This window comes from Frischella perrara (assembly GCF_000807275.1).
Lineage (GTDB): Bacteria > Pseudomonadota > Gammaproteobacteria > Enterobacterales > Orbaceae > Frischella > Frischella perrara.
Genome location: NZ_CP009056.1, coordinates 1,978,699 through 2,000,257, shown reverse-complemented (window position 1 = coordinate 2,000,257; position 21,559 = coordinate 1,978,699). Strand labels below are relative to the sequence as shown.

Genomic DNA, 21,559 nt, shown 5'->3' with positions numbered 1-21,559 from the left:
GTTTGTAATTAATAGAGTGTTGATGGTAAAGAGAATTTACTAAATAGTCCTCCGGCAAAAGGATTATCGGATTCATCAATATGAATACGATAAATAATATAACTATTATCAATATCATAACGAACATCAAAAGTATTGTTTTTAACATTAGTTAATTTGCCGGCATTGATTAAGCGAATGAGTCCCCAAGGTCCATTGTAAACAATTGATTTCGTCGCACGATCACCTCCAGTTAGGCTAAGCCTACTTTCAATGTTATCACGCATTGAATTTGGCCAAATTAGACGAACGGCATTGTTGCCTGCATGTCTATATTCGACAAGTTGACCATCTAGATTCAATATTCCTCGTCGACGATTTCCAGACATTTCTAGAGGTTGTAATGAAAATTGCATACCTAATCCTTGTTGTGTGAAATAAGTATGGCGTATTTTTTCCGCTAGTTTTATTTGGTTTATAATGTCTTGGCGAATTAATGGTTTTCCTGATTTATCAATGCCTAAATTATTTTCAATAAATGCTTTTAGATTTTGTTGATAAAAATTATCAATTGTACCGTTATAGCCAAAGAAACGTTCAAATTCACTTAGTGGTACATCCAATTTAGAGGTTGGATTAAATGGATAACGATTAGCAAAAAATTGCTTAAATGGACTAACGACTTTTTCATTCCACTCTATTTCAAGTGATTTAATCGCTTCGACCATAATCGTATTCCAAGTCTCTTGTGCTAATTCTTCAACCCAACGTCCGAGTGGCATAGGTAAGGATTTTGCTAATTGTTGTGCTTCAAAAATAGGATCACTTCCATTATTATTCACACGCAATTGTACGGCCTGTAATGCTGCTTTACCCGGTGATGGTGAGTTTTGGATGGCTAGCAAGTAACGATGCATTTCGGAAAGTTTGCTTATGACATTCTGCAATTCACTGACTTGATCATTATCTTCTGTAACAACACTTGTTTCTTGGCGAAATTCATGATTTAGATAATTAAGTAACTGGTAATCACGGTTATTGATGACTTCCGGAGAATTTTTAGTTTCAGTTAAAATTTTTGGTGAGGTATTATCTTTTAGTAATTCGATCGCCCGTCTGAAAATTTGTTCTCCATTAGTAATTTGTTCAAGTGCGTAAATTGCTTCAGGGATATTTGCAAACTTTTTAATATGAATATTATGATAAGCGGCATGCCAAGTTGAAATATAATCATTCAAGTATAATGTAGTAATATGGTGTTGTATTTCTTTCCTATCTTCTTCACTATATTTAACATTAGGTGTAATTTCTAACACCCAACTATCCAAAGAAGTTAACTCAATCAAACGATTATCTTGATGAATAAAATAATTGGTTAATCCTGAACGTGTTAAAATCTGGGGTATATATAATAACTTTTCATTTTCCGGATAAAAAACAGCATTAAAGCCAGATCCAATTTGATTTCTAATATTTAAATCAACAGGCAAAGCCGTTTTGGACTGTGCTCGAAGATTTTGGTATACCCTTTGATAAACGGGTATCCTACGCAAGTCAACTTGTGCATCTTTGATACTTTGTTGGAATGGAAGATAACTGTTTATAGCAATCTGATCATTATTATTACGTGAAGTTTTCCATTTTATATGCTCTAACGCATAGGTTAAATGTTTATGTAATTGACTTTGTAGTTCACTTTGACCATTAAATCTAACACTCCAACGGGATAACATATATTGGGTGACCATTTTTATATCCCGACCACTTTCATCTTCAATCATACGCATTATGCGTAAAATAGCTAATTTTTGCTCACTTCCTTCGGGCGCTTTATTTAAGTCACGTTGTAAACCATTCATAATGGCCGGCATATAACGTTGTTGTAGTAAATTAAGATAAGTATTTTCAACATAAGGTCCAATTTTATATCCTTGATATAATCCTAAATCAGATAAATATTGATTACGTCTATGATAATCGCCATATGCTAGTGTGGCTTCGCTAATCGGATTTAGTAAAGGTAATTGAAGATCTCCCCAATAGTCTTTTTGATCAGGTAATTGAATACGCATATACTCCTGCGCTTTAACTAATACAGCATCACCAGAATTGTAATTTTGTAAGTAATAATATTGCCAACCGATAACTAAAAGACATGTAGCCACAGCTGACGATATTCCCCAACGATAAAGTTGATAACGAGATTGATTATGATAATTTTTATTTTCTCCAGCCAAATTTGTTTCTTTAAATAATAAAGAATTTAATAAGTTATGAGTAAAATATGTATGGGAAATGGGAGACTGCCAACTTGGATATATTTGTTCTGGTAAATTGTATTGAGAGGAAGCTGATTTGACAAATAGGTCTTCCATCTGTCCTTTTTGTTGCGATGAAGTAAGATAGACCCCTCTTAAAGCAAAAGATCCTTCTTTTAGTGAAAGAAAACAATTATCAATAATATGGGTTACATAGTCTTTTATGCCATAAACTTGACGTATAAAGGTAAATAATTGGCTACGTTGACTTATATCAACATTATTAACCATCATTGCCGGCATAGCCCCATTCAAATGGGAGATCCATTTTTGCCAGAAGTTATCAAGCTCATTTAACCAGTTTTCTTCATTATAAGTGAAAGTAATTCCCAAAACTTCTTCACGTTGATTCTTGTCGAGGGACTGATACATAGCTTCAAAACCATATAATAGATCTAACTTAGTTAGCACAATATAAACAGGCAATTGAGTATCGAGTATTTTTTTTATATCATCTAACCGGGCTTTTAACTTAGTAATATAATTATCTCTTTCTGTTTTGGTAAAAGTACTGAGTTGATAAATATCAATGGTTAATATCATCCCATTTAGGGGTTGCCGATTTCTTTCATTAACTAACCATTCTAACATTCCTTTCCAAAGTCGCTCATACAATGTAGGTAATGTACTATTATTATCTTGTTCAAATAATTGACCTTTACTTTCAATAATAACTGCACTTTCATTTAGCCAGCAATGTACAAGTTGTGGTATTTCTGGGGTATAGAGTTCATTAAGTTTACAACCTTCTTTTAAGAAAGTAGTTTTACCACTGTTAACATTACCAATTACTAAATACCAAGGTAATTTATAACGAAAATTTTTTACAACTAATTGTTTTTGTAACCGTAGCAACCAACGCGATAAATAGCGAGATTGTGTATTAATTTCTATTTGGAGAGGATCCTTTTGCTCTTTTTTCATTTGTAATTGCAAAGAGTTCAATCTTCTGAGCTTACGGATTAAAAAGACAGTAAACCATATCATTAGGCAAACTGTGGAAATTAAAGTAATTAACCATCGTTTATATATTGAATCGAATGGTTTAATTTGCAGAATTTCAAAATCCGTTCCTAGCGTCCATAACCATAGCAATGCCATAGCCCATAACACAACAATTGAATACACTAGCGTTTTTTTTGTGCTAATATTAGGTAATTTGGGTTTAGGAATTGATAATAACTTCATGAATCACTCCTTATTAGTTATTTTTTCTTGTATCTCTTTACAATGTTCAAAGAATGAAGGTTCCCATTCTTGTACGCTAAGATCCTTTGCTCCGTCGTATAACATATTCAACTGTTGAGATGCTAATTTATGGCAACCAGTTAAATTCAATAACGCTACTGCTTGCAATTGTGAATAGAAAAGTGAACGTTTTTCATTAGAGGTATTTTTTTCCAAATACTGAAATGCTGACGGTAAGCCTTCATCATTAAGCACATTCAGTGCTTTATTGTTATCAGCAGTTAAGGAAACAGTTGGCATTTCCTTTTTTAACCATTTTAAGGTTTCTTCATCAGCAAAAGGCGTATTATTACTATATTTGTAATCCCTACATTCAGGAAAACGGTCAAGAAAATAATTTAACTCATTTTTTATTAATTCAGCGAGCAACACATAACCCAATTTTCTTGCAATATAAGCCGACATATAATGACCATCAAACCAGTATGGAGAATAAGTAATGGTCGTTTCGATTTTTTGCCAAAGTTCTAAAGTCGGTCGGTTTAATTCTCGGCGATATTCATTAGTCTTCTCAATTGGAAGTGCAGGTACGTTGGTGACACAATCGGTTGCTGGGGGTATGGTTAAATCTAGCCATACAATATGCCGACGTAACTGGAAAACAATCGGTTGATCAAATGCTTTTTTATTTTCGTACTCCACAATCTTTAATAAAGTTTTGCGCCAATTTTGCGAAGAAGATGAATCAATTATAATTGAAGGAGATTCTGTTTCTGATTTGGTTTCTGGAACAACCGGTTTTGGTGTCGAGGACGCTGCTTCATTTTTATTCACTAATGTACTTGCGTTCGCTGGTTTTTTAGCGAAGCTTACAATTAACATATCAATATCATCACAAAGTTCGGGATAATATTCCTCTAATTGTTGTTTTAATTGAATAAAATAAGTGGTTGATGCTTCGCGTTCTTCTTCAGTAGCATTATTATTAAAGTCATTTTTAGCTAAATTAAAGCGTTGTATAATTAGCTGAAGAATACGTTTTTTTAATTTTTGAGGGGCGGCAACCTGCCAATATAGTGATAAATATTCAGTAAGTAATACTATAGCAAGAAGATTATTTTCAGGTTTACCGTGGCGTTGTAAAGTATTTAACAAATGAGCCAATAACCGAAAATCTTTGGTTTCTGTTGAGAGAAGTTGCAAAATTGTATTTTGAAGCTGTTCAATATTGACTGTATCGTGGCCGTTAGTACCGATTTTTGCTGCTTCACCTTCAATATATTCCCAATCACTATTATCAGCAGCTATTGGGTTTTTCTCGTATTCAGGTGAAAGACGTTGATTGATAGCTTCACGCCACGGATGTTGAGTAATCATTTCCATGTGTTATTACCATCTGCATGCTTGGCGCAAAGGGGTGATCTCCTGAGCCAAATTATGAATATTAAAAGAAAGTCCGTTTATATATGGATTATCGGATTCAATGTAGATTGTTTCAGCGTTAAATAATCGTTGAATTTGTGAAATAACAGGTAATCCACGACTGCTTTCAAGTAAATAACCATCATCTCGAATAAACCAACTAACATTAAGATTTATATTAGTATTTGTTTTAAGTGTGAATTGACGAGATGAGTTAGGCTGTGGTTGAAAAAGTACGATTTGCATACGTGTTATATGATCTAAGCAACTAAAAGCTAATACCGGTCGTGGTGGCTTTACTCCTAGAGCTGGTATAGTAAGAATAATCTCTTTTGATATGGCGCCTTGTGCTTCACTCTTAATGAAATGATCAATATCCTCATTATTGCGTTCTTTTTCTTGAGCTAAAATTCGAGCAGCTATCTCACTGCTGAAAATAGGTTTTTTTTGTTTCTCCAGATCACCATATTTAGACTTTAGTGTATTATCGTAGCAATCTAATCGAATTAACGCAGAGGTTTCTTCACGGCATTGAAGTAATTGTTGCGTAATATCATCTTCTGCCTTTAGCGAACATGAAAATAAGATTAATAACATTAATATGATAGCAGTATAAGAGCGAGTATTTATATTATCAAAAGAGATTGTCATATTTAGGAATCCTCGCGTTCACCAATGTATGTAGTAAATTGGTTATCAATGACACTAAACCTAATGTAATTAATTGGCTCGCCAGCGGCTAACTTATTAAGTATTTGTAATGATGCAGGGGGAAGAAGATGTCCATCTATAATAGATTCCAACATTCTAGCACCATTTTCTGAACGCGTTGCATTGAGGATAATTTGTTCACAAACTTCATCATCAAAAACCACTTCCGATTGAAATTTATCATAAAGATTCTTTTCTAATTTTTTCAATTTGCCATGTACGATATTTAGCAGTACATCACTTGATAATGGCAGATAAGGTACCACTTCCATTCTCGCTAATAATGCGGGTTTGAAAAAAGCAGCTAACTCTTGATAAAGTTGATCGTTTATTTCTTCAGGACGGTCAGCATAGTCGACAATTGTTTGATAACCTAAATTGGAAGTGAGGAAGAAAACAATGTTTTTACAATCAATGATACGACCTTCACCATCAGCTAATTCACCCTTATCGAAAGCTTGATAAAATAGATTTAATACGTCAGGATGTGCTTTTTCTGCTTCATCTAATAACACAACCGAGTAAGGTTTTTGTCGAATACTTTCCGTTAATATACCACCTTCACCATAGCCAACATAACCCGGCGGTGAACCGATTAAACGAGAAACGGTATGTTTTTCCTGATATTCTGACATATTGATTGTAGTAAGGTACTGCCGACCACCGAATAATAATTCAGCAATTTGAATCACTGATTCAGTTTTACCAACACCACTTGGTCCAACCAGTAGAAAAGCTCCTAATGGTCTTCCTGAACGTCGTAAATCAGCTCTAGCCGTTAATAGATGGCGATGCAATGATGCAATGGCTAAGTCTTGACCTTTAATTTCTTTACCTAAATAATCAGGTAAGTTAGTGATTACTGATACTTCATTTTGAGAAATGCGATTGAGTGGCACACCAGTCCATTCAGCTATTACAGCGGAAACTTGCTGCTTGCTTACATGTGGTGAAACTAATACTCCGTCTTTTTGTAGAGTAATTAATTCATTACTAAGTTGGTTAAGCTCATCAAGGACTGATTCTTCACTTTTAATGTCATCAATTATCTCATTTGTTTGTTCATCAGAATTTGTTTCATTGGTAGATATTTTTTTAACTTGTGATTCAGAATCGCTAGCTATCTCGACCGGCGATAATAGTGATGCACGTAACTCAATTAGACGATTAACAATCGTTTGTTGCTGATGCCATTGAGTATGAATTTGGGCTAAATTTTCCTGTGTTGTCTCCATTTGTTGCTTTAATTCTACTAGACGCTGATCATGGTTGCCCAAACCAACTCTATTTTCTCTTTCCAATAAAGCAATTTCTTCCTGATATTGGTATAACAGGTTTTGAAGTTGTGATACTTGACGTGGAGGTGAAGTTAAATTGATAGAAACACGTGCACAGGCTGTATCTAATACATCAATTGCTTTATCAGGTAATTGGCGACCAGAAAGATAACGAGCACTTAATTGAGCTGAAGCAATCAAAGCCTCATCATCAATTAATACACCATGTGATTTTTCATAAATTTTACGAAGACCACGCATGATGATAATGGCTTCTTCAACGGTAGGTTCTTTAACTTTTACTAATTGAAAACGACGTGATAGTGCCGCATCTTTTTCGAAGTATTTTTTATATTCACTCCAAGTTGTGGCAGCAATGGTTTTTAATTCACCACGAGCTAAGGCTGGCTTTAATAAATTAGATATGTCTAAACCACCACTAGGATTACCCGATCCAATAATTGTATGAGCTTCATCAATAAATAAAATAATTGGTTCAGGGGAATGAATAACTTCTGACATAATGCCCTTGAAGCGTTTTTCAAATTCACCTTTTATTGATGCACCAGCTTGTAATGCACCTAAATCAAGGTTCATGATGTGGGTACCTATAAGCTGTTTAGGTACATTTTTTTCAGCAATTCTTAATGCCAACCCTTCAATAAGCGCACTTTTACCAACCCCAGCTTCACCAACGATAATTGGATTATTTTTTCGACGTCGACAAAGAATATCAATCATGAGATCTATTTCGTGCGTTCTTCCTAACACTGGATCTAATTTCCCTTCGATAGCTTGCTTTGTCATATCAACGGCATAGCGTTCTAATAAAGTTTGTTCAACTTGATTAGTATTAGTTGATGTTGGTGTGGTTGGTGTACTATTTTCAGCAGAGCCACTAGTCCATATAGAAAATTGCGATTTAAGTTGATCTTTATTGATTTGGGAAAGTAGTTGTACCGCAGATTTGGGTAAATAACGTAATGGACTATGCAAGATAGCTAACAAAAGGGTGCCTGTTCGTAGATTAGTATCTTTAAATTCAGCACTATTAAGTAAAAAAGCATCCTGAAGTAATTCGACGAGTAGTGGCGAGAAACTTGGTGTTGGTGAAGAAGTTACAGAAATATCAAAAGGTACTTCTTCTAAACAGTTTTTAAGATTTTCAGGATCAATGTTGGCTTTCGATAAAATTTGTCTAACATCTGATAAGGGTGTTGCAATACTTTGTAAAAGGAAATGAGCCACTGTAATTTCCATTGATTGTGAATTGACACAAACAGCAGCAGCATTTTCAAAAATATGACGACTTATTGGGTTAAGATGTTTAATCAGTTGCGGTAAATCGATATGAATCATAGTACGATCCTATTTATTTTAATAACAAATTAAGTTGTTCCAAAATTTCAGCACTTTGTAAATTTAAGCTTAGTAAATAGAAGAAATAAGCTAATAAAATTAATCCACAAGTTAAAAATAAGATATGCCTTCTCGTGATTTGTTTTGGTAGTTTATATTCTGATGCTTGAACCTCACCAAGATTAAGAAATGTCGCTGCGGGTTCACCATTTAACGATTGGAGTAGGGCATTTAAGCGTCTAAATAATTTTTCAAACTCGTCACTATTTGGGTTTTGTACTTTATAACGACCTCTAAAGCCTAAACCAAAACATAAGTAGATAAATTCAAGCATATCTTTATAACGTTTCGGTTCATTCATTAAACGTTCCGTAATTTGGAAAACCCGTTCACCTCCCCAGCCTTCATTATGGAAATGAATGAGCAAGGATTTTTTACTCCAGAATTTGGCTAATGAAGGTTCTGAACTCATGATAGTTTCATCAATAAAGGAACAAAGTACATAACGGAAAGTGATGATTGAGCCAGGTTCATAATTTTTAAGTTCGAGCTGTTGCTCAATCGTTTGTATATCTGTCACTATTTGTCGATAAAGATAATCAGGATCAGTTATCGGCGTGGTTAGATCCTGAATACGTAGAATCATTCCTAAAAGTGGTGTCGCTGCATCTATAATGGGATTGATATTATCGCCTCGTAAAAGCAATGAATATTGCTCCAATTTATTATGATATTGAATAGAAGCATTAGCACCATGACGAATAACTTGTTCCGACATTATTTACTCCTTACTGCCCAAAATTGCAATTGAAGCTCGGGGAAATTACCGGCAACATGAAAAGCGATGCTATTTGTTTTAATAATATCTTCCCAACTTTGAGCATGAGTATCCAGTTGGAAGTAGGTATAGCCGGCGTGAAATGGCAATTGTGGTGGAGCAGCTGATAGTGGAACTAATGGAATACCTGTCAACTGAACACGAACTAATTTTTCAATAGTTAAAGATGAACCAATCTTTGTTTGTTGTACAAAAGTTCGGATTAATTGTTCTTGTGGTATTTGAGTTTTAACCGCTAATACAAAATTGGCAGTTTTGAGTAATTCCTGATCTTGAATAGTACCGATAAACATACCATTTTGTTCACTAAGCGGAATAGAAACAGCACGTGGCGTTAGAACAATACTTAATGCCTGACGAGTCGCTAAAATTAAATCTTTGAATGTATTTGTTAGGTCATCATGATTATATTGTTTGAACTCTATTGCTATTTTAGATTCTGAAGTAAACGTCATAAGTTCAGAACAGGTTTGAGTTAATATTAAATAGAGCGTTTCAGGATGAACCATTTTAGTATAAGCAAGATGTCGGTAACGAGGCTTTGCTGCATTAAGAAGTTGTAGCATTAGAAATTCAGCAATACCGGCAACACCTTGTTGAGTTGGCGCCCCGATTTTTTCAGAAAGTTGTCTAGCACGTTCAGCAACTAAATTAGCAACTTCTTCTAAGAAATTTTGTAAATGCGGAGCTGCCCTAACTTTAGATATGGTTGGAATAAAATCTTCATCAAGGATAATTGTACCGTCGGTTCTAAGTTCTTTAATGCGACATAAAGGTAGAATGGTATAGGCATTGAGATCATCAGAACCTTGTACTATTTTAGGTGCTAACTGTGCGCCATCTAACTGGATATAACTACCACCTTTGGTGTGTAAATCTTTAACTGGTATTGGCGTTTTTTTATAACGACAACTGTCTGATGAAAGTTCAAGTGCAGAGTCAACCTCACTAAGCGCTTCATTCATAATCGGCAGAGCTAAATAGATATTTTTACTCTCACTAGTGGTCAATTGTTTTATTTCAATGGGTTGTGGTTGTATGTCTTGATAAGGAATTTCAAATAATGTTCCATCTGGCATAATTCCAAGTGCTTCTGTAATTCCAATTCTGCCCAATTTAAGCAATTCCAGATCGAGTTGTAATCGGCTAAAACCATATCCATAGTTTATGGTAGCCTCACTTTTGAATGAAACGAGATAATCAATGTGGCGTTGTTGTTGTTGAAAATGTTGAGGGGAAACTGACATCCCTTCTTTCCAGATAACGCGGTTTTTACTTGCCATAGAGTGAATCCTTTACGTTTTTTTAATTTCAACTTCGTCGGAACGTACATGTATTAACAATGTGTATTTTTGTCCGGTACTTTCAACCTTGATCAGGTCTAACCATTGAACAACACTACTATCAGCGTCGGCATAATGTGCGATCACAGCGATGAATTGGGTGTTTTGATCGAGCTTAAATGGTTTTAATATCTTAAATTGTCCAGGCTCAACCGTATAATCTTGGTGGTCAATATAGTTTTTGCTAAGCAGTTGATCTAATGGTTCTGTTGCAATTTGATAATAGTCAACATTTAATATTTTTGATTCTTCATTAAGATATATTAGTTGTATATCAACAGGGGTAGGTTCTCCACTATAATTTAAATTAATATCCTTATCAGCTAGAATCGAAAACGATACTTCACTCGCTTCATTTTCCGGATAGCCTACAGGTACACCAGGATCAGAAATAACCATATAGATTTTTTTACTAGTTTCACATCCATTTAATATCAAGGATGATAGTAATAAAATAGCTAGCCAAAAATACTTCATCATTGCTCCTTTTGATCTTGCTCTTTTTTTAAGCGACGAATATTTTGGTCATAGGCTTGTTCATATATTTCCCAAAACAATTTATCGAAACCTTGTTGACGTTTCGAAATGAGTTCATTGTAATAACTGCTGTACATATTCCATGCCCATTCACTATCGGTATTGCCTTTTTCGTAATGCCGACGATAGCGTATGAAACGTTGTTTTAATGCTACTGGTGCAAAGGCCTCAAGTAATGCTGAAAGCGCTTTAGAAATAGCAATTTTATTAGCCTGATGATGAAATTTAATGTGATTTAGACTTTCAGTAATTGCCGAAGGAGCACAAAGATGCACAGGGCATTTATCAGTAGAATAAAGTAAATTTAGCGTCTCTTGATAATCTAAATTTAAATACAATGGATTATCTTCAGTTGGCGTTAATTGCTTATTTGCCAAATGAAGGTGATTGTTATGCAGATCACATAGACCATCGATTATGGCCTTAATACTGTGTCCTATCTCTTCAAGGACATCATAAGCTTCTTGGCTATTATTTAAGGGTAATGTCGTTCTTAGTCCTTGATAAAGGGGTTGAATAGCAACATTTGTTAAACGATTTTCATCATTAAAGAAATGACCTGTCAATGGATTTAACTTGATAGATTGTTCTAAAATATTATCTGTCGGCGAATCAAATACTGATGTCTCGGGTGATGCATTATAGATCGCCGATGATTTTTCAGAGTCTAGAACTTTTAATGGGTCAACAGGCAAAGGCGTAATTAACGGCGCCTCAACTTTATTTGTTAGGGATGGTTCACTAAAGTCCGCTTTCTCTTTATTCAGAATTTCACTTAGCGGATTTTGATAATTAGAAATGATATTTTCTGGACTTATCGCTAATGGATCAGGTCTTGGGATTCCATTATCATTAATACGCACTTTGATGTTAAGATCACCAATAACAAGTAAATCATTATGCTGTAAGCGGATCGGTTTATTTTTATTAAAGAGATCAATATCGTTAAGTAGTATATTAGGTGCATAGGCGCTAATACAGAAATAACCATCTATCATTTCAATATTTGCATGAACTTGTTCAACTGATTGTGTTTGGCTCTGAATAGACCAGTGGTTATCATCAGTGTTACCAATTGTACCACCATCTATGGCAAATAAAGCAGTACCATGTTTTCCACTGGCTAAATTATCATTATTTAATATTTTTAATGTTAATGTATCCGTTGTTTTCATAATTATTCCTGAATCGTAAGCAAAGCACATGGATTATTCGGTGGCTGTCCTAAAAATGTTGTCCAACCAAGATAACAGCTAGTATCAGTACCAAGTTTCATACTTGATGCCTGATTATTGGATAAAATTAGTTGTAAATCCCAAGCTAATTGATCACGCAAAATAAATGAAACAAAATTGATAAGAGAATGGTATAAAGAACCAGTAGGTAAGAATCTTTCCATCTCTTTAAAGCTCAAGTCGCCGATGGTGAGGATAAATTTACCAGTATAGTTAGGCATATGACTACCAACTATAAAGCTTTTTCCAAGTATATTATTTTTTTTACCAATTTTATTTTGCTGCTGAGCAGGAATTTCAACGCGCCTAAATTGCCATGATTGAATTTTAACTGAAGATAATTCAAAACAATGCGAGATAAGGGCCGAGATAAGTTGAGGTGATCGGCTTGAATTGGCAAGAATACCTGCATATGAAAGCATCTTACTTTGATTAACAAGCAATAAATCGCGAATGCGTTTTGATCCTAAACCAACTAGGGCAAACATGCGCTGCGATACTTCATCCTCACCATTATGTTTAAAACTAATAAAGTAGCGGTATTTCCGCCAGATTTTATAGAGAAAAACATTGAGCCGGTGATTGAATAAATTAAGTAGGGTAACTACACGCGGATCCTCTTGTAAATCTTCCCATACTAAATCATCAAGATAATAACTAGGTAATGGAGAATGAGCACCAAGCAAATTATTAAATGGAATTTTGACTTGTATCTTCTCTTTGGCCATTGTTATAGCCGTAATATCACGCGTAACAAACGATAATGATGCATCACCAACAAAACGTAAAGGATCCGCTTTAGGAGCCAATTTCAACAGAGAATCAATATCAATACCCTTATACCGATAGAGATATTCAGTAAGTTGGAAAAATTGAAATTTTTCAATTTCAGATGGTATTAAATATTCATTAACTTCCATTGATATACCTCACTAGTTAATGAATTGACCAATTTAAGAAAATGAAAAGAATTTACCGCAGCATATTGAGAATAAAAATGAGCAATTACCGAACCAAAAAGATACATCTCTCCATCATTATTAAATGCACTAGGCTCTATATAAATAGTTGATTCATAACCTGTTACTTTAAGATCTTCATAAGGATAACTTATCCAATTGGTTTCAAAGCCTACGATACTGTGCAATAGTTTTATGAGTGATTTCTCTGCACGATGGCTATATAAAGTAGTGAAGTTATAATTTTGTAATATTTGATTTAATGATTTTGCATTAAGTAAAGAATGATAGTTTAGAGCTAATGATGAAATTGTGGTCCATTGAAGACTCGCGTTTAGAGTTGGTCGCATAGCCTTTGTGGGACATGCAATATTACTAAAACTAACTCCAATCGGAATATCATCGCCAGCAACATTAATATCACCAATCCGTAAACTTTGTGCTTGATCGCCATTACTACATAATGCTTTTATTGATATGATCTCATCTTGACCATGTACAATTGTTTCATCATCACGAACAAAGGAAAGGGTATAATTAATTTGATCGTCATTCGCTTCTTGATAGCGATTAACATAATAGTAATATGATGGTTGTTTTTTATTATAAGTAACTTGATGATGAAAGCCATCAAACAATGCATAATCACGATAATGATCTTTGAACCAACCGGTAACTTGGTTAATTGCAAATAATTCATAAAAATCCTTATTTTTATAATCTATTGCTAGTGGGTATTCTGTTCTTTGACCACTTAAAATTATTGGCTCGCAATCATAATAAAATATGTTTCTTACTGGTGCACAATTGGTTTTAATAAGCTCATCATGTAATCTAATGGTATTTGGTAATGGTTTTTGAAACGTTAACCTTAGTGCAAATTTATTTGCGCTAATTTTATTGAAATAGTCAGGTATACCATTAATATCACAAAACAGATAACCTTCCGGATAGCAAAAATACTCATGGAGCAAGCGATAGCCACTAAATGTATTTTTAGGATAAATGAACATGGCATTAATATCTTTAAAACCAATTGGTTCAAAAGAGAGATCTCTTAACGTATATTCACTATCATTAACTAATAGTGTTGCCTCTTCCAGATATTCAGCTAACCAAAGATATATTAAGTAGCCAGAATGAAGATCTGAACCACAATACAACCGTAATGCATTAAATTCATTTTTAGTTAGAAATACTGGCTCGGTTGCTTCAAAATTAATAACTATCTCTTGATTGTTAATATTTTGCGTGATGCTTGTAATATTGAAAGGGCTAACATGAATATCTCTAGTTAACGTGAATTTACATTGGACGTCGACATCATGTTTTTCTCGACTTAAAACTGTCGCACTAGCAGGTACATCAATAGTACGATTAGTCGAATTCTTAAACTGAAGCATCGTCATGCTAGGGGTGGGTTGTAAATAATTCGGCCATAGCATATTCATCAACCCAGCCGTTAATTGTGGATACTCTTTTTCTAATTTTGCATTAAGTAAGGCACATAAATAAGTAAAACCATCTAAGGTTCTATTTATATCTGGATCAGCACTAAGATCAGATAGGTATCTAGAAACTTGTGGAAAAGCATCAACAAACTCTTTACTTTCTTGATAGAGATAATGACGTTCACTACGTATAAAACTATCTTGCATCCTATTTTTCCTAATCTGTAATCTTCGATTTATCTGACTTTTATACGACTTTTAATTTATTATCATTTATGTGAATATCTATTTCTATTTTGTCATTTTCATTAATATGTTTGATATAAGCGATAATAGAAAAATAGTGGTAAAAAGTAATGGGATCTTGATGCATACTTACGCTTATATGACTAATGCGCGGTTCATAGCGTTCAATACAACGTTGAATAGAACTACAAATCGCACTCTGTATTTCTTCACTACCAAGTAAGGCATCATTAATATCTATGATGCCTAACTCTTTACTTCCATGACATTCACCTGGTCGAGCATTAAAGATGCGTTGTAAATTTTTTTTAATCGACAAGACAAGTGCCACTTTACCTTTTGCAATGGAAGTTCTATCGCTCTGTAAACGCTCAAATAGGCTAGCTTTATGATATTCTTTATCCCAATGATGCAGAGCGACCATAACTTATTACTCCTTATCTAATCGACCAACTAAAGATAAATCAGTATAAGATCCCATAAATTTCATATGTGGACGGAGATGCAAACGGGTTTTTGACCAACCTGGTTCGCCTGGAATATCCGTTACTTCAAGTCTAATTGCACGGAATGGGCGACGACAACGAACATCAACAGGTGGATTTTCTTGGTCAGATACATATTGCTTTAACCAAGTATTTAAGAAACGTTCCATATCTGAAGATTCTTTATAAGAACCAATTTCTTCACGTTGAATCACTTTCAGATAATGTGCAACACGCGTAGCCAACATAATATATGGTAATTGTGTTCCTAATTTATGATTGGTTTCAGCTCGTTTCCCTTCTTCAGTATTTGGGAAGGTCTTCGGTTTTTGTACTGACTGTGCTGAGAAGAATGCGGCATTATCTGAACCTTTACGCATAGTTAACGCTATAAAGCCTTCTTCAGCTAACTCAAATTCACGACGGTCAGTAATCAGTGTTTCAGTTGGAATTTTAACCTGTAGCTCTCCCATAGCATTGAAAACATGAACAGGTAAATCTTCAACAGCACCACCACTTTGTGGACCAATGATGTTAGGACACCAACGATATTTTGCGAAACTATTGGCCAAACGTGTGGCTAAAGCGTATACCGAATTACTCCATAGATAATGCTCATGATTTCGGCTAACATCTTCTTGATAACCAAATGTTTTTATAGGATTATCAACAGGATCATAAGGTAAACGCGCCAAATATCTAACTGTAGTTAGCCCTAACATGCGTGAATCTTCTTGTTCACGTAATGAACGCCATTTTGTATAAACTGGACCTTCAAAAATAGAACTTAATTCTTTGATAGTACTTAATTCGGTGTAACTTTCAATACCGAAGAATTTAGGTGATACAGCAGATAAAAATGGTGTATGAGCCATGCTACCAACAGCCGCAACATACTGTAATAATTTCATATCAGGGGCACTGGCATTGAATTGATAATCGGCTATAACAGCTCCGATTGGTTCGCCACCGAACTGACCATATTGATCTGAATAAACATGTTTATAGAATCCAGATTGAGTAATTTCAGGAGCAAATTCAAAATCCTCTAGTAATTCTTCTTTTGTTACATAAAGCATATTGATTTTGATATTTTCTCTAAAATCAGTTCTATCAATTAGTAATTTTAGTCCGCGCCATGAAGATTCAATTTTTTGTAAATCAGGATGGTGTAGAATTTCATCAATTTGCAAACTCATTTTTTTGTCTAGTTCGGCAATCATTCGATCTACAAGTTGTTTGTTGATCGCTTCTTCGGTGTTACCACTATCTAGTAAATTAGATATTAAAGCGACAATACCTTGCTTGGCAATATCGTAACTTTCGTCTGTTGGAGAATAACTTGTTTGTAAAGCAATTTGATCAAGAAGACTACCGGAAGTAAATTCCTGTGATTCTACTGAATTACTCGTTGCTACTTTAGACATCTTTAATACTCCCTATAAATGACCCTCTCTACAGAAGGGTTGGTATCAATTTTTGAAATAAAGCCTTTTTATTACTTATTATCATTTTCGACAGCGAGCATATTGAGCTCTTTAAGTAATTGTTCACGACTTGTTTCATCACCAATAAGTGCTTCTAATTGAGCACGGAAAGCCGGTTTATTACCTAGCGGTCCTTTTAATGCCACGAGTGATTCGCGTAAAGCCAATAGTTTGTTCAACTCGGGGATATTTTTAGCAATATTATCGGGAGAGAGGTCATTAAGTGATTCAACTTTTATTTTTACTGGAATGTCTGTTTTGCTATCTTCTTCTAAACGATTTGGAACAGCAAATTCAAGTTCAATTCCTGCGTTAGACATAACAGCGTTGAAGTTATTTTTATCAACTGAGATAGGCTTACGTTCTTCAATGGGAATATCTTGAGTTTTGCCGAGAAAATCACCAGTAACTAACATGTGTAATGGTAATTCTTTCTCAGCAACTTGCCCATTTGTTTCAGTTGTATATTTAATATTGATACGTTCTTTAGGTGCTACACTGCCTTCTTTATTCGCCATAGATGAGTCCTTTAATTATTAACAGCATTGCTAACTAGTTCACTATTATAAAAATTTACTGGAAATTCTAATATTAGTGAGATTTTTTATTTAAATGTGATTTTATTCATTAAAAGCAATATATTAATGAAAATTTAACATAATATTATTTTGGAACGTTTCAAATTATAATAAATTAATTTTTGCATTTTGTTAAGAATTTTATATAATTTAGGTTAAATTATTTTGGTTACCGAAATAGTGTAATTCAGTAACTCTCCGTTTTAATCTATTTAGGCAATTTTTTTATAATATTATTCAGACAAGTTGATCTGAATTGTTTTGAAATGAATATTATAAATTTTACCAAAGTAATTGTTGTCTGCTGTAGATGTACATAGTTTAGTTGTAGTTATTTAATCAAAATGAATAATAAATATAAGGAGAATGTTATGCCTACACCGTGTTTTGTTGCCATCAAAGGAAAAACTCAAGGAAATATCACTGAAGGTGCTTATACTCTAGAATCAGTAGGACAGAGTTTTGTTGAAGGTCATGAAGATGAGATGATTGTTCAAGCTGTGCGACATGAAATTCTTGTCCCAACTGATCCTCAATCAGGTCAACCTTCAGGACAGCGACAACATAAACCGTTGATTTTAACCGTTGCATTAAATAAAGCCGTACCATTATTATATAATGCATTAGCTTCAGGTGAGAGTTTAACGGATGTGACGCTCAGATGGTATCGTACCTCAGCTGATGGTAAACAAGAGCATTATTTCACTACTTCGTTGGTTGATGCAACTATTGTAAATATTGATCTTAATATGCCAAATAGCCAAGATCCAGCGATGTCAAACTTTACACAATTAATTGATATTTATCTTGCGTATCGTAAAATCAATTGGGAACATACAGTTGCTGGTACTTCGGGTGCTGATGACTGGCGTAAACCTCTTTAAATAACTTGATAAGCGACTATATTGGCATAGTCGCTTCTTATATTTTTCAATGCTGGATTTTTTTAATAAATTTAATAATTTTCAAGTTCCATTATTAATAATTATTCTTAATATTATAAATAAAACATCGCTAAATTTGTTATTTTTATAGTTTGAGTTTTCATTATAAATAATTTAAATTCAAATAGTTATAATGTTATCTTCTTATTTCATGTCTTATTTTTACCTCATCACTCCAAAAATAATCAATATTTTTGTTTTTATTTTGTACCATTTTATATATTATAACGATAATTTATTTAGGTTAATTAATGCATGTAAATAGAGGCGCAAATATCTATTTTTATCGTATTTATAGTTTTATAGTATTTATCGTTATAAACATTGCGTTTATTCATTTAAAAACAATAACGCAATGTGTGTCTGCATCGCTAGCAGACGATAGATTTTAATAAAGCAGTATTGAATATTTAGATTGATTGATTGTTTATTTATTCATCCAAACTTAGCTTATCAAGCACAATGATAATAAGAATAAGGACGGCTTCATGAAAACTGGGTTATATTTTTCTGTAACAATTGGTGATTTACCCAAAGATACATTTGATGTAGTTGAGTTTACCCTACAGGAAGGATTGTCAACATTATTCACGTTAAGCTTAACCTTGTCGAGTAAAGATAGCAATATTGATTTACAGGCGCAATTACTTCAGAAAGTGCAACTGGTGGTGTACAGCAATGGTCAAGTTGAACGGACGGTTAATGCACTGGTAGAGAAGGCAGAGCGAGGCGACAGCGGATTTAAACGTACCTTTTACACTATTACAGCGCGCCCGGCACTATGGCAATTAACGCTGACAAAAGACAGCCGAATTTACCACTTTAAGAGTGTTCCCGACATTATTGATGAAATTCTTCAAGATTATAATATTGTTGTTGATAAACAATTGATGGACCCTCACCCGGTCAGGGAATACACGACGATGAAACGTGAATCCTATTTTCAATTTATTGCTCGGCTGGCAGCTGAAGAAGGGATAGCGTTTTGGTTTGAGGAAAATCAATTATTTTACAGCGATAGTCATTTAGGGATGACGGGAGGATTATCACTTATCTATAACCCTCACCCGCAAATTGCCACCTTTCTGCCGACGATTAGCGCTTTAAAATTTGGTTGTGCTATGCGCCCGACGGAAGCTAAAACTAAGGATTATCGTTACAGTCATCCTGATGTGATGATGGATGCGAAGAGTAAGACAGATAAACCGTTACCTAGCTTTGAAATTTTTGACAGTTACGGACGTTACGATGATGAACAGATGGCGCAGCAGCTAAGTCAATATCGTTTACAAGCATTACAATCTGACAGTGAGCAGGGTCAGGCGGCAAGTAATTATTTTCAATTAATGCCGGGAAAGATTTTCAGCATTAGCGAACATCCATCCCAGTCAATGAATCAATCATGGCAGATTGTCACCATTACCCATCATGGTTATTTACCGCAGTCGCTGGATAATGAGAGTGATGACCGTCCGGCGACATTAACCAATGAATTTACCTTTATTCCCGGCAAGAATGACTGGCGCCCACCGTTTATTCACAAACCACAAGCTGACGGTGATGAAGTTGCGGTGGTTGTTGGACCGGCGGGTGAAGAAATCCATGTAAATGAACATGGTGCAGTGAAAATCCATTTTCACTGGAATCGTTATGATGCAGCGGATGAACGGGCCTCTTGTTGGGTACGGGTATTACAAAACTGGAACGGTGATGGTTTTGGTTTCCTGTCGATTCCGCGTATTGGTCAGGAAGTCTTGGTAGGTTATATCAATGGGGATATTGACCGACCGATTATTATGGGCACCACTTACAATGGTAATAATCGCCCACCTCTGGATTTACCTTCCGCTAAAACGCAAATGTCTATTAAATCGAAAACACACAAAGGTGAAGGATTTAATGAATTACGTTTTGAAGATGAGAATGGCAAACAAGAATTATTTATGCATGCGCAAAAAGACATGAACACGGTTGTGCTTAATGACCGCTCAACGGTGGTAATGGCAAACCATACTGAGAATGTGGCGGCGAATCAAATTATGACTGTTGGTGAAAATCGCATTATTGAGGTAGGAGAAAATCAGGATTCAACCATTTTAGCCAATCGTATCCTCTCTGTTCAGGGTGATTCTAAGACCTTAGTGGGAGGGGCATGTGATATTCAGGTTAAAGATGTGGTTTACATATCGTCAGCGACTGCTATCCGGCTTGACTGTGGACAATCGGTGATTGAAATGGACAGTGGTGGCAATATTAAACTGCATTGTAATAATTTTCATATTTTTGCCAAAAATAGAGGTGATGTAATTGGGCAATCCATTGTTGAAATTAATGGTGATGGAGCACAAGCCGAAGTTACCGAAGAAGAGGTTGCTGCAAATATTGAGGCGAGTCTTGAAAGCACATTCCCTAAATAGTTAACGGTAATTAAAGTGAGGGCGGTAATTAATGTGAAAAGTGAGACGTTAAAGTGTATGAGGTATAAAACGATAACGTTCTAAAGTTCTAGAGTATCACGTACTAACGGATAAAGCGTTAAAGTTAAAGCGATTACAATCTACGTCAGAGTCAATTGCCAACCAAAGTTAGGATAAGGTTAGACCAATAAAATAAAGGGATAACTTGAACAATAAAGAGCGGTAAGAGTAACTATCAAGAATTAAGAAGAATTAAGAATAAATAGAAAAAAAGCAGAATAAATAAAAAGAAAGATACTCAGCAGGTGCAAACTAATAAGGATAATAATAATGAATCAGCAGGCACAACTATACACCTATCAATTTAATGAGGGGCAACTGATATTGCCGGAGGCTTATCAGGATGACTCGGTTCAAATATTAAAACTACCACATAAGCAAGCTAATCTTATTATTACTCGTACGATATTAAAAGCGCAACAAACAGAGGACAGTTATTTTAAGCAACAAATTGCCTTGTTAAAAAAAGAGATGCGTCACTTAATAGTGGGAGACCGAGTGATGACAACCTTGGGAGGTGAAAAGGCGATTGAGGCTAAACAGGTACAGATACAGTTTGAAAATAAAGGGGTTGTGTTATATCAGTTTTTACTGACAACGGTGCGCCCCGACTCATCACACCTGTTAGTGCTGACCTATTCGCAACCCAGACCATTGACAGAGGCAGATAATCAATGCTGGCAAGCGATTAAAGACTCATTTATTCCAGCTTAGTTGACAAAGGA

16 protein-coding genes are annotated in these 21,559 nt (G+C 34.7%); 3 read left to right on the top strand and 13 right to left on the bottom strand.

Translation table 11 applies throughout. The features are described from left to right. Positions 1 to 8: 8 nt before the first annotated feature. The 13 genes from tssM to tssB form a co-directional block, all read right to left on the bottom strand. Positions 9 to 3,485, bottom strand: a complete 3,477-nt coding sequence (tssM, locus tag FPB0191_RS08680) for a type VI secretion system membrane subunit TssM (protein ID WP_039105372.1) — start codon at positions 3,483 to 3,485, stop codon at positions 9 to 11. Between the two features lie 3 nt (positions 3,486 to 3,488). Continuing rightward, positions 3,489 to 4,868, bottom strand: coding sequence for a type VI secretion system protein TssA (gene tssA, locus FPB0191_RS08675; protein ID WP_039105370.1), 1,380 nt, complete (start codon positions 4,866 to 4,868; stop codon positions 3,489 to 3,491). Positions 4,869 to 4,874: 6 nt separating this feature from the next. Beyond that, a complete protein-coding gene (gene vasI / locus FPB0191_RS08670; protein WP_052236899.1) occupies positions 4,875 to 5,558 on the bottom strand; it encodes a type VI secretion system-associated protein VasI in 684 nt (227 codons plus the stop codon). A gap of 2 nt (positions 5,559 to 5,560) precedes the next feature. After that, the gene (gene tssH, locus FPB0191_RS08665) at positions 5,561 to 8,254 is read right to left on the bottom strand and encodes a type VI secretion system ATPase TssH (protein WP_039105368.1); all 2,694 of its coding nucleotides are present in this window, start codon (positions 8,252 to 8,254) and stop codon (positions 5,561 to 5,563) included. A 13-nt stretch (positions 8,255 to 8,267) separates the two neighbouring features. Beyond that, positions 8,268 to 9,032 carry a type IVB secretion system protein IcmH/DotU gene (icmH, locus tag FPB0191_RS08660; RefSeq protein WP_039105366.1) on the bottom strand — a complete coding sequence of 255 codons (765 nt, stop codon included), beginning with the start codon at positions 9,030 to 9,032 and terminating at the stop codon, positions 8,268 to 8,270. Beyond that, positions 9,032 to 10,375, bottom strand: a complete 1,344-nt coding sequence (gene tssK, locus FPB0191_RS08655) for a type VI secretion system baseplate subunit TssK (RefSeq protein ID WP_039105364.1) — start codon at positions 10,373 to 10,375, stop codon at positions 9,032 to 9,034. Before tssK ends, icmH begins: the two co-directional genes overlap by 1 nt. A 12-nt stretch (positions 10,376 to 10,387) precedes the next feature. Next, the gene (tssJ, locus tag FPB0191_RS08650) at positions 10,388 to 10,915 is read right to left on the bottom strand and encodes a type VI secretion system lipoprotein TssJ (RefSeq protein WP_039105362.1); all 528 of its coding nucleotides are present in this window, start codon (positions 10,913 to 10,915) and stop codon (positions 10,388 to 10,390) included. Continuing rightward, complete coding sequence (tagH, locus tag FPB0191_RS08645) at positions 10,912 to 12,147, bottom strand: type VI secretion system-associated FHA domain protein TagH (RefSeq protein WP_039105361.1); 1,236 nt, start codon at positions 12,145 to 12,147, stop codon at positions 10,912 to 10,914. Before tagH ends, tssJ begins: the two co-directional genes overlap by 4 nt. 2 nt (positions 12,148 to 12,149) lie before the next feature. Further along, positions 12,150 to 13,127 (bottom strand): type VI secretion system baseplate subunit TssG, encoded by a 978-nt coding sequence (gene tssG / locus FPB0191_RS08640; protein ID WP_039105360.1) that lies wholly within the window; start codon positions 13,125 to 13,127, stop codon positions 12,150 to 12,152. Further along, positions 13,106 to 14,824 (bottom strand): type VI secretion system baseplate subunit TssF, encoded by a 1,719-nt coding sequence (tssF, locus tag FPB0191_RS08635; RefSeq protein ID WP_039105359.1) that lies wholly within the window; start codon positions 14,822 to 14,824, stop codon positions 13,106 to 13,108. The genes tssG and tssF overlap by 22 nt, the downstream gene beginning before the upstream one ends. A 40-nt stretch (positions 14,825 to 14,864) precedes the next feature. Further along, positions 14,865 to 15,287 carry a type VI secretion system baseplate subunit TssE gene (tssE, locus tag FPB0191_RS08630; protein WP_052236897.1) on the bottom strand — a complete coding sequence of 141 codons (423 nt, stop codon included), beginning with the start codon at positions 15,285 to 15,287 and terminating at the stop codon, positions 14,865 to 14,867. A gap of 6 nt (positions 15,288 to 15,293) precedes the next feature. Then, positions 15,294 to 16,775 (bottom strand): type VI secretion system contractile sheath large subunit, encoded by a 1,482-nt coding sequence (gene tssC, locus FPB0191_RS08625; protein ID WP_039105358.1) that lies wholly within the window; start codon positions 16,773 to 16,775, stop codon positions 15,294 to 15,296. A gap of 71 nt (positions 16,776 to 16,846) precedes the next feature. Further along, the gene (gene tssB / locus FPB0191_RS08620; RefSeq protein ID WP_039105357.1) at positions 16,847 to 17,353 is read right to left on the bottom strand and encodes a type VI secretion system contractile sheath small subunit; all 507 of its coding nucleotides are present in this window, start codon (positions 17,351 to 17,353) and stop codon (positions 16,847 to 16,849) included. A 431-nt stretch (positions 17,354 to 17,784) separates the two neighbouring features. Between tssB and FPB0191_RS08615 the strand changes: the two genes are divergently transcribed. From FPB0191_RS08615 to FPB0191_RS08605, 3 genes are all read left to right on the top strand, one after another. Further along, on the top strand, positions 17,785 to 18,297 hold the full coding sequence (locus FPB0191_RS08615; protein WP_039105356.1) for an Hcp family type VI secretion system effector: 513 nt from the start codon (positions 17,785 to 17,787) through the stop codon (positions 18,295 to 18,297). Positions 18,298 to 18,845: 548 nt separating this feature from the next. Further along, a complete protein-coding gene (locus FPB0191_RS08610; protein ID WP_052236896.1) occupies positions 18,846 to 20,774 on the top strand; it encodes a type VI secretion system Vgr family protein in 1,929 nt (642 codons plus the stop codon). 330 nt (positions 20,775 to 21,104) lie between these two features. Beyond that, the gene (locus FPB0191_RS08605) at positions 21,105 to 21,548 is read left to right on the top strand and encodes a DcrB-related protein (RefSeq protein WP_052236713.1); all 444 of its coding nucleotides are present in this window, start codon (positions 21,105 to 21,107) and stop codon (positions 21,546 to 21,548) included. Positions 21,549 to 21,559 lie beyond the last annotated feature (11 nt).